Here is a 15,263-nt window from a genome sequence, read left to right as displayed (position 1 = left end):
ACAGGCTTGGAGCATGGTGGAGCTATGAAACGTAAAGTAACCAAAGCAATCTTTCCAGTCGCCGGCTTGGGAACCCGCTTCCTGCCAGCGACCAAATCTGTTCCCAAGGAAATCATGACGCTGGTTGACCGCCCGTTGATCCAATACGCGATCGACGAGGCCCGCGCCGCCGGTATCAAGGAATTCATTTTCGTCACCTCGCGCGGCAAGAGCGCGCTGGAAGATTACTTCGACCACGCGCCGCACCTCGAGGCGGAACTGCGCAAGAAGGGCAAGGACGACCTGCTGGAGGTTCTCAAGGCCACCAACATGGAAAGTGGCGCGATTGCCTATATCCGGCAGCAAAAGGCGCTTGGCCTCGGGCATGCGGTCTGGTGCGCGCGGCGGCTGATCGCGAACGAGCCTTTCGCCGTCATCCTGCCCGATGACGTCATCGCCGCCGAAAAGCCCTGCCTTCAGCAGATGGTCGAGGCCTATGAGGAAACCGGCGGCAACATGGTTGCGGCGATGGAAGTGCCGCATGACAAGATCAGCGCCTATGGTGTTCTGGATGTGCGCAAGGACATGGGCCACATGGTTTCCGTCGCCGGAATGGTTGAAAAGCCGGATGCCGACAAGGCGCCTTCGAACCTTGCCGTGATCGGCCGCTATATTCTGACGCCCAAGGTTCTGCACAACATCAACAAGATGAAGCAGGGTGCGGGCGGGGAAATTCAGCTGACGGATTCGATCGCCGCCCAGATCGACGAGCCGGATGGGGTTTACGGTTTCCGTTTCCGTGGCCAGCGGTTCGACTGCGGCTCCAAGGCGGGGTTCCTGCAGGCAACGGTGGCCTTTGGCCTGGCCCGCGAAGAGTTGCATGACGAATTCGCGCAATATCTGCGCGAGATGACGTCGATCCGGAACGCGGCGCAGTAACGCAGGCTGGGAACAGATGACGAATGTATTGGTAACCGGGGGCGCGGGTTATATCGGGTCGCATGCCTGCAAGGTTTTGCGCGCGGCCGGCTATGTGCCCGTCACCTATGACAATCTCTCCACCGGCTGGGCTGACTCGGTCAAGTTCGGGCCGTTCGAGCAGGGCGACCTGACCGACAGGGCGCGGCTGGATGATGTTTTCGCGCGGTACAAGCCTGTCGCCGTCATGCATTTCGCGGCCTTCAGCCAGGTGGGCGAAGCGATGCGCGAGCCGGGGAAATATTGGTACAACAACGTCTGCGGATCGCTCTCCTTGATCGAGGCGGCGGTGGCGGCCGGCTGTATGGATTTCGTATTCTCCTCTACCTGCGCGACCTATGGCGATCAGGATGGTGTGGTGCTGGATGAAAACAGTGCCCAGATGCCGCTGAACGCCTATGCCGCGTCGAAGCGCGCGATCGAGGATATCCTGAAGGATTTCGAGGCCAGCCATGGTTTGAAATCGGTCATCTTCCGCTATTTCAACGTGGCCGGCGCCGACCCCGAAGGCGAGGTGGGCGAGCATCATCAGCCCGAGACGCATCTCATCCCGCTGATGCTGGACGCGATCGAGGGCAAGCGCCCGGCGCTGACGGTTTTCGGCACGGATTACGACACGGCCGACGGCACCTGCATCCGCGACTACGTGCATGTGATGGATCTGGTCGATGCGCATGTTCTGGGCCTGAAATGGCTGGAGCAGGGCAAGGGCAGCCGGGTGTTCAATCTGGGCACCGGCAAGGGCTTTTCGGTGCGCGAGGTGATCGATCATTCGCGTTCCGTTACCAACCGCCCGGTTCCGTTCGAGGAAGGCCCGCGCCGCGCGGGCGATGCGGTTTGCCTTGTGTCCGGCAGTACGCGGGCGGAAACCGAACTGGGGTGGAGCCCGACACGCTCGACCCTGGAGGCGATGATTTCCGATGCCTGGCGCTGGCACCAGACCGGCCACTACGATCGCTGAGCCGCGTCCGCGGCTGCTGGATGTCACCCGCCTGATCTCACGCGCGGGGCACGGTGTGCTGACCGGTGTCGATCGGGTCGAACTGGCCTATCTGAAGCGTTTTCTGGCTGACACAGAGCCTTTTTTCGCGATTTCCCGAACGGCGCTGGGATATGTGCTGCTGGACCGGGCCGGGGCCGGGCAACTGCTGCGGCGGCTGTGCGGCGATGCGGACTGGGGGCGGGGCTTTCTCTGGCGCCAGTCGCCCCGCGCGCGGGGCGAGGCCGATTTGCGGCGGCTTTGCGTGGCGCGCTGTCGGCCCGGGGGGCTTGGCGCGATGCTCGACCGGTATCTTGGGCCCGGCATGGTCTATTTCAACGTGGGCCACAGCAATCTGACCGAACCGATGATGCAGGCGGTTCATGCGCAGGGGGCGGGCCGGGTTGTGGTTTTTATCCACGACACGATCCCGCTGGATTTCCCGCAGTTTTCGGGCGTCGGCATCCCCCCGAAATTTCGTACCCGGCTGGAGGCTGTGCGCCGGAACGCCGATCTGGTGATCTGCCCTTCGGATGCATCGCGGCGCGACGTGCTGCGGCATTTCGGCGAGCGCTTGCCGCAGCCCAAAGTGATCTTTGCGCATCCGGGGATCGAGGTCGCCCCGGCGGACGATTCAGGCGAAGCAGAGCCTGTCCAGCCCTATTTCGTTACCGTCGGTACCATCGAGCCGCGCAAGAACCATTCGCTGTTGCTGGACGTCTGGGAGGATCTGCACGCCCGGTTGCCGGCCGGACAGATTCCGAAGCTTTTCATCATCGGCCGGCGCGGCTGGCGAAACGAGGCGGTGTTTCGCAGGCTCGACAGCGGGTCCTACATGGGCAAGACGGTTTTCGAGATTTCCGACATGGCCGACGGGCCGCTGGCAAGGCTGGTTCGGGGCGCGCGGGCGCTGCTGTTTCCCAGCCTGGCCGAAGGTTTCGGCCTGCCACCGGCGGAGGCCGCCGCCCAAGGCGTTCCGGTGATCGCGACGGACCTTGCGGTTTACCGTGAGACACTGGGCGATTACCCCGTTTACCTGGCCGGGCGCGATGTCTATTCTTGGCGGAACAAGATCGAGGAACAGGTACAAAGCGGGCAAAAGCCGGGCGGGGCGCATGGAAAGGCGGGTCAGAAACCGACCATTCCATCGTGGGAGGGCCATTTCAGGCACGTCTTAGGCAATATGTAATCCGCGCGTGCTAGCTGCTGCGGCAACGGTATCCCGGTGCCGGGCAAGAGGAGATGGGGTGGGCGCGATTTCGTCATATCGTCTGCGGCTTCAGCGCAAGCGGTGGCGGCTTCGTGCGCTTCGCAAACGGCGGGAGCTCAAACCCGTCGCCGACCGCACCGTATCGATCCGCGCCGACGACGTGCTGCTGTTTTCGACCCTGCGCAACGAACGTGTGCGCCTGCCGTATTTCTTCAAGTATTACCGTGACCTGGGCATCAACCATTTCATCATGGTCGATAACGGTTCTGACGATGGCACGCGGGAATATCTGGAAAGCCAACCCGATGTTTCTTTGTGGACAACGAACAAGAGCTATCGGCGCGCCCGGTTCGGCGTTGACTGGCTGAACTGGCTGCAACGCAGATATGCCCACGGCCATTGGTGCCTGACTGTCGATATCGACGAATTCTTCATCTATCCGTTCTGCGATACCCGGCCGATCCGCGCCCTGACGGACTGGCTCGATGCCTCTTCGATCAAATCCTTCGGGGCGATGCTGGTTGACATGTATCCGCGCGGCGCCGTCGATGCCGAGGAATATCGCGCCGGCGCCAACCCGTTCGAAATCGCCGAATGGTTCGACAGCGGGAATTACACGATCCACAAGAATTCCAAGTTCGGAAACCTGTGGATTCAGGGCGGGCCGCGCGCGCGCACCTTCTTTTACGATCAGCCGGAGCGGGCGCCCGCGCTGAACAAGATCCCGCTGGTGAAATGGCACCGCACCTATACCTATGTCAGCGCGACCCACATGCTTTTGCCGCGTGGCCTGAACCTGGTCTATGACGAATGGGGCGGGGAAAAGGCATCGGGCTGCCTGCTGCATGCCAAGTTTCTGAACAGCTTCGTCGAGAAATCCGAGGAAGAGCTGGTTCGAAAGCAGCACTACGCCAACAGCCACGAATACCGGGCCTATAACGACGGGCTGAAAGACAATGCCAGCCTGTGGTGCAAATGGTCCGAGAAATACATCAACTGGCGCCAGCTGGAGATTCTGGGGCTGATGTCAAAGGGCAACTGGGCGTGAGCGTCGGCTTTGTGATGCTGGTTCACAATGCGCTCGACAGGGCAACCGCCGTGGCGCGCCACTGGGCCACCAGCGGCTGTCCGGTTGTCATCCATGTCGACAGGCGGGTGAACCGCAAGGACTATACTGCCTTCGCCGAAGGGCTGGCCGATCTCGGCAATGTGAAGTTCAGCAAGCGCCACCGGGTGGAATGGGGCACATGGTCGATCGTCGCCGCGACGCAATCGGCGGCCGAGCTGGTGCTGGCGTCATTTCCGCAGGTCCGGCATGTGTATCTCGCCTCTGGATCGTGCCTGCCGCTGCGCCCGGTGGGCGAGCTGCGCCAGTATCTCGACAGTCGGCCGCGCACCGATTTCATCGAATCCGTGACCACCGAGGATGTGCCCTGGACGGTTGGCGGCCTCGACCGTGAGCGTTTCACCCTGCGGTTTCCGTTTTCGTGGAAGCGGCACCGCTATCTGTTTGACCGTTATGTCAGGCTGCAGCGGAAACTGGGCTTCAAACGCCGCATTCCCGCCGGCCTCGTGCCGCATCTGGGATCGCAATGGTGGTGCCTGACGCGCGAGACGCTGACCGCGATTCTGAACGACCCGGACCGCGAGATGTTCGAGCGGTATTTCACCAAGGTCTGGATTCCCGATGAAAGCTATTTTCAGACACTCGTCCGGCAATACAGTCAGAACATCGAAAGCCGCTCGCTGACCCTGTCGAAGTTCGATTTTCAGGGCAAGCCGCATATCTTCTATGATGATCACCTGCAGCTTCTGCGCCGGTCCGACTGTTTCGTGGCGCGCAAGATCTGGCCGCAGGCGGATCGGCTCTATTCCAGCTTTTTGTCCAACGATCCGGCCGTCACCAAGAACGCGGAGCCGAACCCCGGCAAAATCGACAGGCTGTTTGCCAAGGCGGTGGATCGGCGGACGCGCGGCCGGTCCGGCCTTTACATGCAAAGCCGCTATCCGAACGAGGGTTGGGAAAACGGCAAGACCTGCGCGCCTTATTCGGTATTCGAAGGGTTCGAGGAGCTGTTCGAAAACTTCGAGACCTGGCTGTTCAAGGCGGTCGGGGGGCGGGTGCACGGGCATCTGTTTCACCCGGCGCGGGCGCAGTTCGCCGGCGGCGAGACCGTGTATAACGGCGGGCTGCCCGACAGTGCCGCGCTGCGCGACTATGATCCCAAGGCGTTTCTGACCAACCTGATCTGGAACACCCGTGGAGAGCGTCAGTGCTTTCAGTTCGGCCCCGGTGACGAGCAGGACATAAGCTGGTATCTGGCCACGGACCCGAATGCGCAGATTTCCGTTATCACCGGCGCCTGGGCGGTGCCGCTGTTTCATTCCTCGAACAATTTCGCCTATATCCGGCGCGAGGCGGCGGCGCTGCAAAAGATCGAGGCGAAGCATCTGGATATCCTGCGCTCTCCCCACACGCGGGCGCGGGTGCGGATCTGGACGATGGCGGAGTTTGTGCAAAACCCGATGGAACCCTTGCAGATCATCATCGACGAGATCGCGCCGCGCGGACAGCGGCGGCTGACAGAGGCGCCGGTGATGGCCGCTCTGAACGGGTTCGGGCAATTCCTGCAGAACCTCAAGAATCAGGGCATGCATCCGCATCTGATGGGGGATTTCCCGGTGGGCGATGATCCGGCATCCTCGACACGAGAGCGGCACAAACCCTATCTGGTGAAGTAAGGACATATGGCAGGCCCGTTCGATTATTTCGTTATCCTTGCGGAAATGCGCACCGGCTCCAATTTCCTGGAGGCCAATGTGAACGCGTTCGACGGGCTGACCTGCCATGGCGAGGCGTTCAACCCCAGTTTCATCGGCCATAGCGGCGTGACCGAGATGTTCGGGGTTACGCTGGTGCAGCGTGAAAAAGACCCGTTTCGCCTGTTGTCGGCTCTGGTTGCGCAGGGCGGTGCATTGCCCGGCTTCCGTTTCTTCCACGATCACGATCCGCGTATCCTGACGCATGTGCTGAACGATCGGCGCTGCGCCAAGGTCATCCTGACGCGCAATCCGCTGGACAGCTATGTTTCGCTGAAGATCGCGGCGGCCACCGGCCAGTGGAAGCTGACGGACATGCGGCATCAGCGGACCAAACGCATCCGCTTTGATCCGGCTGAGTTCCGGGATCATCTGGATCGCGTTCAGGGGTTTCAGAAAGAGATCCTGCACAGCCTTCAGTGCTCGGGGCAGACGGGATTTTATCTGGCCTATGAGGATCTGCAGGATCTTGCGGTATTGAACGGGCTTGCACGGTTTCTGGGTGTGTCAGAGACAGTTGATGCGGTTTCGGACCAGCTGAAAAAGCAGAACCCGGCGCCGCTTTCGGACAAGGTGACGAATTTCGCCGAGATGCAGGATGCCTTGGCACAGCTCGACCGGTTCGATCTGTCGCGCACTCCGAATTTCGAGCCGCGCCGGGGCCCGTCGGTTCCGGGCTATGTGGCGGGGGCGCAGGTGCCGCTGCTGTTCATGCCGATCCAGGGCGGGCCGGTGGATGCGGTCGAACAGTGGCTGGCGGCGCTCGACGGGGCGGAGCATGGCGCGCTCCGGCGCGGGTTCACGCAAAAGACCCTGCGCCAGTGGAAGCGGCAGCGCCCGGGGCACCGCGCCTTTACCGTCGTCACCCACCCGCTGGAACGGGCGCATAACACGTTTTGCGACCGTATTCTGCGTACCGGGCCTGGCAGTTTCGGCGAGATCCGCGCCACCCTGCGCAAGACCTACAAGCTTCCCCTGCCCACGGGCGGGCTGGAAGGCTACGGGCCAGACGCGCACCGGGCGGCGTTTCTGGCGTTTCTTCAGTTTCTGAAGGGCAACCTGAACGGCCAGACCAGCATTCGCGTCGATCCGGCCTGGGCCACGCAATCAAGCCTGATGCAGGGCATGGCGCAGTTTGCCCTGCCCGATATGGTGGTGCGGGCCGAAAGGCTGACAGAAGAGCTGGCGGTACTGGCCGCGCAGGTGGGTCTGGCGCCGCGTGGCCCGCTCGTGGGCAGCGCGGCGCATCCTGTTTCGCTGTCGACGATCTATGATCACGCTTTGGAAGAGGCGGCGCGCGACGCCTATCAGCGGGACTATCTGTCGTTCGGTTATGGTGCCTGGCAGCCGCCCGTCAGGCCGCCTGAGAGGCCGGCGTCTCGGTAAGGACGGCGTGCAGCGCGGCGGGATCGGAATTGGCGCGCAGCTTGCCGCAAATCGTGGCGTCGCGCAGGGTGCGCGACACCAGGGCAAGCGCCTTGAGATGGTGCACGCCCGAATCCTTGGGCGCGAACAGGGCAAACACCAGATCGACCGGCTGACGATCGACGGAATCGAAATCCAGCGGCTTTTCCAGACGCAAGAACACGCCTACGACGGTGTCCAGCCCCTCCAGCCGGGCATGGGGCAGGGCCACGCCGTGGCCCACGCCCGTGGGGCCAAGGCTTTCACGCTCCTGCAGCGCGTCCACGGCGTCGGAGGCATTCAGCCCATAGACAGACGCGGCAATTTCAGCCAGATCCTGAAAAAGGCGCTTCTTGCTGGACAGCGTGCCAAAAACCTTGACCGCCTCGGGTTTTAGGATGCTTGAAAGTTCCATGTATCCAATACTGCCTGCCGCCAACCAACCGGGCGGGCCGTTTATCTGTTGCCCCTCATGGATCAATCCATCCAACATTGCCGTCTTCACGGCGGTGGACGATGTTGATCCCTCCGGACTTTTCGTTGCGGAAAACCAGGAGCGGGGCACCTGCCAGTTCCATTTGCATGACCGCCTCGCCAACCGAAAGCGACGGGACTGTCGTTTCCATCTCGGCGATGATCATCGGCTGAAGCGTTTCGGGCTCCGAATCTTCGCTATCCTCCGTGCTGGCGAGGATATACGAGGACGCGCCGCTTAGTTCAACCGGCTGCGCCCGGTCGCGGTGATGGTCCTTCAGGCGCCGTTTGTAGCGGCGCAACTGCTTCTCCATCTTGTCGCGGCAGCCGTCGAAGGCGGCGTAGATTTCGGTGGCGTGGGCCTTGGCCTGCGCGGTCAGGCCGGTGGAAAGGTGTACGGTGGCCTCGCAGACATATTCATGCGCATTGCGGGAAAAGATGATATTGGCGTCGGTCGGGCGTTCGGCGTATTTGTCGACCGCCACGCCGAGTTCCTGTTTCACATGTGTCTGAAGCGCTTCGCCGATGTCGATCTGTTTCCCACTGATTTGATAGCGCATCACGCCACCTCCTTTTTTGCACATGGCTGCCCTGCCGATAGGGCGCAGAAGCGGGACCATGTTGTTATAAATCGAGGGCCATGTCGCCCGGAAGTCTCCGGGCGCGTTCTTTGCACCAGCCTTGTACGGCAGCGCCTGAACGATGAAGGAACGGTCATACATTCCACGCATTTGGCGATAATTCAGCGGCGTGTGTCAACGGAATAGCTATGCCGCAGCGCGGCGAGCGGGATGCCGGCCGGCGCTTTCGCGCCCGCGTCACGAAATGCGGAAGTTCTGCCCCAGATAGACCCGGCGGACGTTTTCATCCTGCACCACCTCTTGCGTGGTGCCGCTCATCAATACGGTGCCATCGTGCAGGATATAGGCGCGATCGACGATTTCCAGCGTCTCGCGCACGTTGTGATCGGTGATCAGCACGCCGATCCCCCGTGTCTTCAGATCGGAGACAAGGCCCCGAATCTCGCCCACCGCGATCGGATCGACACCGGCGAAGGGTTCATCCAGCAGCAGGTATTTGGGATTGGCCGCGAGACAGCGCGCGATTTCCACGCGTCGCCGTTCGCCGCCCGAAAGCGAAAGCGCGGAGGCGCGGCGCAGGTGGCTGATGGAAAATTCCGACAGCAGCTCTTCCAGGCGTTCGCGGCGCTTGTGCGGGTCTTTCTCGGCGATCTCCAGAATGGCCAGGATGTTATCCTCGACAGACAGCCCGCGGAAGATGCTGACCTCCTGCGGCAGGTATCCGATGCCCAGCTTGGCGCGCCGGTACATCGGCAGGCCGGTCACGTCGCGACCGTCGATCATGACGGATCCGCCTTCGGGCGTGATCAGGCCGGCGATGTTGTAAAAGCAGGTCGTCTTGCCCGATCCGTTCGGGCCGAGCAGGGCCACGACCTCGCCCCGGCCCAGTTCCAGGCTGACGTCGCGGATCACCGGGCGGCGGCGGTAGCTCTTGCGAAGATGCACGACCTTCAGGCCGGCATCGCCATCCGAAACCTTCAGATCGGGGGCCCGGCTCATTGTTCGGCACCGGGCTGAAAGATGGATTTCACGCGCCCCTCCATCACCCCGGTTCCGCTGTTCAGATCGACGACGAGCCGTTCGCCCGAAAGCGCGTTCTGGCCCTGGGTCAGGATCACGTCGCCCGTCATCACGATCGAGGATTCGTCGATGGAATAGACGGCCTCGCGCCCTTCGGCGGCTTCGGCGCCGTTCACCAGAACCACGTCGCCCGAGGCGTGAAGCCGCGCGATGCGGCCGGTGGTGGTGCCGTTCTGCGTGGCATATTCGACCACGACCTTTCGGGCGGTCAGGCGCATCTCTCCCTGGCCGATGATCACCTGGCCGGTGAACACGGCGGTGCCGGCGGCCTGATCGACGCGCAATTCATCCGCCGTGATCTCGACCGGAAGCGAGCTGTCCTGCCGTAGCCCGCCAAAGGCCACCTGCGCCCCCTGGGCAAGCGCCATCGCCGGCAAAGCCGCAAGAAAGAGAACGGCCAGACCGGCCCGCAGGTTCATCAACGGGTATCTCCCCTGTTTTCGGGTTCGTATATCAGCTTGACGCCCTGCTTGAAAACCAGAACGTAGCCGCCGTTTTCCCCGCCTGTTTCATCAAGCTGCATCTGTCCGGCTGTCAGATCGCCCATCGGGCTGGTCACTTCAACCGTGCTGTCAGCGGTGACAGAGGTGTGCGTCAGTGCGGTGATCACGCTGTCGGTAACGATGTCGTATCCATCGGAGGTGATGATATGCACCCCGCCCTCAAGCACTGCGCGGTCCTGATCCGTATCGATCATACCCGCGACCGACGAGATATCGGTATGGGCGCCGTTGGGGAAATCGAGCCGGGCGGAAATGGTCGATGCGGTGCCGCGGCTCGGGTTCAGAAGATCGGGGCGCGCGGTATCGGCCGAGATCGAAAGCGCGGTGCCATCGGACGTGACGCCGGAATAGTTCGGTTCGTTGATCCGCTGTTCGCGCGCCAGCCGTTCGACATCCTCTTTGCCCAGGGGCAGGGAATCGGTCGGGTCGCCATCATGCGAGAACATGAACAGCGTCGACAACAGCGCCAGCGCGGCCAGCGGCAGGATGATTTTCGCCAGCGCGATGAAGCGGGAATAGGCGTTATCGCGGGAGGCCATCGCCTCAGGCGACCCCGGCGCGCAGGCAATCATGGATATGCAGGATGCCCTCGGCTCGGCCGTCGCCGCCGGGTGCGACCACGAACAGGCAGGTCACCTTGCGCCCGTTCATCACCGCCAGCGCCTCTTCGGCCAGGGCGTCGGGGGCGATGGTCAGCGGGTTTTCGGTCATTACCTGATCGGCGGTCAGATCGAGCAGGCCCTGCATATGGCGGCGCAGGTCGCCATCGGTGACGATGCCGATCAGCCGGCCGTTTTCGTCGGTCACGCCGACCACGCCAAAGGTTTTCTGGCTCATGGTCAGCAGCGCGCCGCTCATCGGGGTGCCGGTGACAACGGTGGGCAGCTCATCGGGCCCGTGCATCAGATCGCGCACCTTGGAAAGCTGCGCGCCGAGCTTGCCGCCGGGGTGGAAGGCGCGGAAATGTTCCGGTGTGAACTGGCGGTGTTCCATCAGGGCGATGGCAAGCGCGTCGCCCAGCGCCAGCGTCATGGTGGTAGAGGTGGTGGGAACGATGCCGGTATCGCAGGCTTCGGGCGCGGGCGGCAGCAAAAGCGCCACGTCGGATTCCCGCAGCAGGGTCGAACCCGCGCGGCCCGCGACGCCGATCATCGGAATGGAAAAGCGGCGCGTATAGGCCACGATATCGGCCAGTTCGGGCGTCTCGCCGGAGTTGGACAGCACCAGCGCCACGTCGCCCCTGGCCAGCATGCCCAGATCGCCATGGCTGGCCTCTGCGGGATGGACGAAATGCGCGGGGGTGCCGGTGGAGGCGAAGGTCGCCGCGATCTTGCGCGCGATATGCCCCGATTTGCCCATGCCGGACACGATGACACGCCCCTGTGCGCCGAGAATCAGCGCCACGGCCTCGGCGAAGCTCTCGTCCAGCGCATCGGCCAGAAGGGTCAGCGCCTGTGCCTCTCGGGCGATGACGCGGCGGCCGGTCAGGAGGAAGGTTTCCTTGTTCATCGGATCAGTGATCGAAAATGTCGATCTCGGGCCAGCCGATCAGATCGAGCCGGGCGCGGGTTGGCAGAAAGTCGAAGCAGGACTGGGCAATCTCGGTGCGCCCCTCGCGGGCCAGCCGCTTGTTCAGCGCCTCGCGCAGCCGGTGCAGGTAAAGCACGTCGGAGGCGGCATAGGCGATCTGCGCGTCGCTGAGCGTCGCGGCACCCCAGTCGGAGGTTTGCTGCTGCTTGGAGATGTCTACCTCGAGCAGTTCCTGAAGCAGGAATTTCAGTCCGTGCCGGTCGGTATAGGTGCGGATCAGTTTCGACGCGATCTTGGTGCAGTAGACGGGCGCGGTCAGAGCGCCGAAGGCGTGATACAGCGCGGCAATGTCGAATCGCCCGAAATGAAACAGTTTGAGCACCTTCGGGTCGGTCAGCATCCGGCACAGGTTCGGGGCGCTTGTCTGGCCCTTTTCGATCTGCACCAGGTGGGTGTTGCCATCGCCACCGGACATCTGCACCAGGCACAGCCTGTCGCGATGCGGGTTCAGGCCCATCGTTTCGCAATCGATCGCGACGACGGGGCCCAGGTCCAGTTCATCGGGAAGGTCGTTCTGATAGAGGGTGTTTGTCACGGTGGTTCCTGAATTTAAACTTTTGCCCGGATGTGGCCATATCAGGACCTCAATGCTCAGGCAAATGCCGGGGTAGGCATTCATCCGGCGAAGGCGCGGTGTGCAGCGGATATGTAGCGGTCTGCGGCCGGGATCTCAACGGCTGTATCCATCTATTCCCTCGCAAGGGCGGGTGCGCACCGGATCGCGGCGGGCTATTGCAGCATATAGTGTCTGTGCCGCTTTCGTCTTATGGTGTTTTTGTGGCGTAGCGGACCGGGCAGGGTTTCTGGAATGGTAGATAGTGCACTGAGTGGCGGCGGGCAGTTCCGCAGGATTGCGATTGGCGACTCCCCGGCGGGAAAGCCCGTTATGCTGGTGATCGTCTTCATCTGCCTGCTGGTGCCGGTGATCCTTTCGGTGGGTGCGCTCAATCTGCATCTGTCACGCGCGCTGCTGCTGCTGATGTTCTTTCCCATGCTGTTTTCCTGGGCGAGCGGCAAGACGGGCTCGGTTCACATGGTCGATTTCGCGGTTTTCGCGGCGGCGCTGTGGTCGGCGCTGGCGCTTATCGTCGCGCACGGGTTTTCCAACGCGATCGAGCCGGTCGGGTATCAGATCGTCGAAACTGTCGGCGGCTACATGGTTGGCCGCGTGCTGATCCGGTCTCCCGAGACGTTCCGGAGCTTCGTGAAGATCAACTTCATCGCGATCATGATCCTGATGCCGTTCGCCATCATCGAAACCCAGACGGGCGAGCCGCCGATCATTCACTTCTTCAGCAATTTCGTGAACTCCACCAAGATCATCACCTATGAAGCGCGTCTGGGGCTGGAGCGGGCGCAGGTGGTGTTTCCGCATCCGATTCTCTATGGCGTCTTCTGCGCCGCGCCGCTGGGCATGGTGATCTATGTCCTCAACTTCCGGGCGGCGACGCCGGTGTCCATGCTGCGTGCGTTTGGCGTGGTGGTCGCGGCATTTTGTTCCGTCTCGACCGGCGCAATCATGATCCTGTCGCTGCAGTATTTGTTCGTGCTCTACGATCATGTCACGCGGCAGGTGAAATCCCGCTGGCTGCTTTTGCTCGCGGCGTTCGTCTTTGTCTATGTGGCGATCGACCTTGCCTCCAACCGGACGCCGTTCCATGTGTTCGTCAGCTATCTGACCCTGAACCAGGGAACGTCCTACACGCGGATCCTGATTTTCGACTATGGCATCCAGAACGTCTGGGCCAATCCGATATTCGGTCTGGGCCAGAAAGACTGGGTGCGGCCCTTCTGGTTGCGGCCCAGCGTCGATAACTTCTGGCTTCTGATGGCGATGAGGTACGGCATACCTGGCTTCCTGCTGTTCATCGGTTCGTTCATCCTTCTTATCATCCAGCTCGCCTTCCGGCCGTTCAAGACAGAGCGCATGCTGTCTTACCGCAAGGGGTATCTGATTTCCCTGATCGGGCTGATGTTCGCGCTGGCCACGGTGCATATCTGGCTGTCGGCCTATGTGTGGTTCATGATGATGCTGGGCGCCGGGGTCTGGATGCTGGACTATTCCGACGATGCGGGCGATCAGGCGGGCGACGCCGCACCGGCGGGCGACGGGCGCGGGATGCAAAGGGCGCGCTTCGGCAAGGCCCAGCCCGACGAGCCTGTGGCCGTGGCGGTGCCGGCGAATGACATTTCGCGCTACACACGCTTTCCGGCCAAGCCGGGGCCCGAGGCCCGCGCCGTCCGGGCGCCGCACCCGCGCAAAGGGCGCTGAGGCCGTTGCGACATCGCGTACCGTGGCAGGCGGATTGGCGGGCGGGTGACGCAAGGTCGCGGGCATGCGCCCGAGCCTGCCACAAAATGACCGCAAACTTTCCATATTCCCCGGCGAAATATCGCCTAGGTTGAATTATGAATCTCTGCACAGCCTTGGGGGGTCGGTGTGAAACTTCTTGTGGTAGACGATGACGACTTCATTCTCGAACTGCTGCCGATGGTATTGGCGCTGTTCGGTTACGAAGACGTTTCGGCCAGTGCGACGCCGTTGGATGCGCTCGCGCTGGTGCGGCACGAACAGCCCGGCTTTGATTGCCTGCTGCTCGATATCCAGATGCCGGGTATGGACGGGATCGAGCTTTGCCGGCAGATCCGCGCGTTGCGGGGCTATGCCGACACGCCGATCATCATGCTGACGGCGATGTCGGACAAGGACTCGATAGATCAGGCATTTGCCGCCGGTGCGACGGATTATATCACCAAGCCGTTCGACGTGACCGAAATCGGCGCGCGGGTGCGCGTCGCGGCAAAGCTGAAAGAAGCGCAGGACGCCTTGCAGGTTGTTCACCAGAACCATGAGAAAGCGGTTCAGAACAGCCGGCTCCCGGATAAGGCCCAGGTGACGCGCAAGGAGATCTCGGAGCTGTTCGCGGGCGAGCTTGGCTACCGGGGCAAGAGTTCCACAGGCTGATCGCGCAGCATCTCAGGGCAGGCGTGACGATGCGGCCGCGCCTGCCTTCATGTGAGCTTCGGGCTCGATCATGATTGCATTCAGCGAGAAATCGGTTGCGAACTTCCGCCAGAAATCCAGCCGTTCGGGAGCCGAGAAATCCACCGGAACGAACCCCGCGATGACCTTTCCGCCGGTGAAATTACCGATCACCGCCATGATCGCGACCGAAAAAGCGGCTTCGGGCTCCAGCTCCTTGCGGAACACTCCTGTCTCCTGTCCGGTGCGAAAAATATCGTAAATGCGCACGATCAGTTCGGGGCCACGTTGTTTCAGTTCGCGGCATTCGGGAATGTGTTTTCCGCGATAGACGCTTTGATCGTTGAAAAGCCCGGCCAGGAACGGCCACCTTACGAACAGATCGAAGACACCTCCGAGGAACATCCGGATCGCCTCTTCCGGCGAGAGGGATTCGTAATCGGGCATCGACAGTTGCTGGATGGCCACCGCTGTCACCTCTTCCATCACCGCAACGTAGAGTTCGGCCTTGTTGCGGAAATAGTGGTGGATGAGCTGCTTGGAAACACCGGCCTCCAGCGCGATCAGATCAAGCTTGGCCCCCGCCAGGCCCGCGCGGCAGAACTCATTGGTCGCCGCCTCCAGAATTAGTTTCAACCCCTCCCGTTTCGACCTGCGGCGCTTGCGCTGCTCTGTCGGCATC

General features: G+C 62.1%; 16 protein-coding genes. 8 read left to right on the top strand and 8 right to left on the bottom strand.

Annotated features, from left to right (window positions below; all coding sequences use genetic code 11):
* Positions 1–24 precede the first annotated feature (24 nt).
* From galU to GGR17_RS06755, 6 genes are read left to right on the top strand one after another with little or no spacing between them, the layout of a single operon-like run.
* Positions 25–918 carry a UTP--glucose-1-phosphate uridylyltransferase GalU gene (gene galU / locus GGR17_RS06780; protein ID WP_037203693.1) on the top strand — a complete coding sequence of 298 codons (894 nt, stop codon included), beginning with the start codon at positions 25–27 and terminating at the stop codon, positions 916–918.
* A 16-nt stretch (positions 919–934) separates the two neighbouring features.
* Positions 935–1,918 carry a UDP-glucose 4-epimerase GalE gene (gene galE, locus GGR17_RS06775; RefSeq protein WP_037203692.1) on the top strand — a complete coding sequence of 328 codons (984 nt, stop codon included), beginning with the start codon at positions 935–937 and terminating at the stop codon, positions 1,916–1,918.
* On the top strand, positions 1,878–3,125 hold the full coding sequence (locus GGR17_RS06770) for a glycosyltransferase family 4 protein (protein WP_054537586.1): 1,248 nt from the start codon (positions 1,878–1,880) through the stop codon (positions 3,123–3,125). The genes galE and GGR17_RS06770 overlap by 41 nt, the downstream gene beginning before the upstream one ends.
* A gap of 58 nt (positions 3,126–3,183) precedes the next feature.
* Complete coding sequence (locus tag GGR17_RS06765; RefSeq protein ID WP_054537587.1) at positions 3,184–4,194, top strand: glycosyltransferase family 2 protein; 1,011 nt, start codon at positions 3,184–3,186, stop codon at positions 4,192–4,194.
* Positions 4,191–5,888 carry a DUF5927 domain-containing protein gene (locus GGR17_RS06760; RefSeq protein ID WP_054537588.1) on the top strand — a complete coding sequence of 566 codons (1,698 nt, stop codon included), beginning with the start codon at positions 4,191–4,193 and terminating at the stop codon, positions 5,886–5,888. Before GGR17_RS06765 ends, GGR17_RS06760 begins: the two co-directional genes overlap by 4 nt.
* Before the next feature lie 6 nt (positions 5,889–5,894).
* Positions 5,895–7,352 carry a sulfotransferase family protein gene (locus tag GGR17_RS06755; protein ID WP_054537589.1) on the top strand — a complete coding sequence of 486 codons (1,458 nt, stop codon included), beginning with the start codon at positions 5,895–5,897 and terminating at the stop codon, positions 7,350–7,352.
* Here GGR17_RS06755 and GGR17_RS06750 read toward each other — a convergent pair.
* The 7 genes from GGR17_RS06750 to GGR17_RS06720 form a co-directional block, all read right to left on the bottom strand.
* On the bottom strand, positions 7,321–7,785 hold the full coding sequence (locus GGR17_RS06750; RefSeq protein WP_054537590.1) for a PTS sugar transporter subunit IIA: 465 nt from the start codon (positions 7,783–7,785) through the stop codon (positions 7,321–7,323). The genes GGR17_RS06755 and GGR17_RS06750 overlap by 32 nt on opposite strands.
* Positions 7,786–7,840: 55 nt before the next feature.
* Positions 7,841–8,404 (bottom strand): ribosome hibernation-promoting factor, HPF/YfiA family, encoded by a 564-nt coding sequence (gene hpf / locus GGR17_RS06745; protein ID WP_037203923.1) that lies wholly within the window; start codon positions 8,402–8,404, stop codon positions 7,841–7,843.
* Positions 8,405–8,662: 258 nt separating this feature from the next.
* Positions 8,663–9,424, bottom strand: a complete 762-nt coding sequence (gene lptB, locus GGR17_RS06740) for an LPS export ABC transporter ATP-binding protein (RefSeq protein WP_054537591.1) — start codon at positions 9,422–9,424, stop codon at positions 8,663–8,665.
* Positions 9,421–9,924 (bottom strand): lipopolysaccharide transport periplasmic protein LptA, encoded by a 504-nt coding sequence (lptA, locus tag GGR17_RS06735; RefSeq protein WP_054537592.1) that lies wholly within the window; start codon positions 9,922–9,924, stop codon positions 9,421–9,423. Before lptA ends, lptB begins: the two co-directional genes overlap by 4 nt.
* The gene (lptC, locus tag GGR17_RS06730) at positions 9,924–10,547 is read right to left on the bottom strand and encodes an LPS export ABC transporter periplasmic protein LptC (RefSeq protein ID WP_162231800.1); all 624 of its coding nucleotides are present in this window, start codon (positions 10,545–10,547) and stop codon (positions 9,924–9,926) included. The genes lptA and lptC overlap by 1 nt, the downstream gene beginning before the upstream one ends.
* A 4-nt stretch (positions 10,548–10,551) precedes the next feature.
* The gene (locus GGR17_RS06725) at positions 10,552–11,517 is read right to left on the bottom strand and encodes a KpsF/GutQ family sugar-phosphate isomerase (RefSeq protein ID WP_037203680.1); all 966 of its coding nucleotides are present in this window, start codon (positions 11,515–11,517) and stop codon (positions 10,552–10,554) included.
* Between the two features lie 4 nt (positions 11,518–11,521).
* The gene (locus GGR17_RS06720) at positions 11,522–12,133 is read right to left on the bottom strand and encodes a ribonuclease D (RefSeq protein WP_054537594.1); all 612 of its coding nucleotides are present in this window, start codon (positions 12,131–12,133) and stop codon (positions 11,522–11,524) included.
* Between the two features lie 273 nt (positions 12,134–12,406).
* Here GGR17_RS06720 and GGR17_RS06715 point away from each other — a divergent pair, with 273 nt between their 5' ends.
* Both GGR17_RS06715 and GGR17_RS06710 read left to right on the top strand, forming a co-directional pair.
* Positions 12,407–13,870, top strand: coding sequence for an O-antigen ligase family protein (locus GGR17_RS06715; protein ID WP_157445486.1), 1,464 nt, complete (start codon positions 12,407–12,409; stop codon positions 13,868–13,870).
* Positions 13,871–14,038: 168 nt separating this feature from the next.
* Positions 14,039–14,563 carry a response regulator gene (locus GGR17_RS06710; protein WP_052071159.1) on the top strand — a complete coding sequence of 175 codons (525 nt, stop codon included), beginning with the start codon at positions 14,039–14,041 and terminating at the stop codon, positions 14,561–14,563.
* A gap of 12 nt (positions 14,564–14,575) precedes the next feature.
* On the opposite strand, the gene GGR17_RS06705 is transcribed toward GGR17_RS06710, so the two are convergent.
* Positions 14,576–15,262 carry a TetR/AcrR family transcriptional regulator gene (locus GGR17_RS06705; RefSeq protein WP_054537596.1) on the bottom strand — a complete coding sequence of 229 codons (687 nt, stop codon included), beginning with the start codon at positions 15,260–15,262 and terminating at the stop codon, positions 14,576–14,578.
* Position 15,263 lies beyond the last annotated feature (1 nt).

This window comes from Actibacterium naphthalenivorans, assembly GCF_014196965.1.
Lineage (GTDB): Bacteria > Pseudomonadota > Alphaproteobacteria > Rhodobacterales > Rhodobacteraceae > Actibacterium_A > Actibacterium_A naphthalenivorans.
Note: the sequence above shows the minus strand (reverse complement) of the source record. Positions and strands in the feature narration are given on the sequence as shown.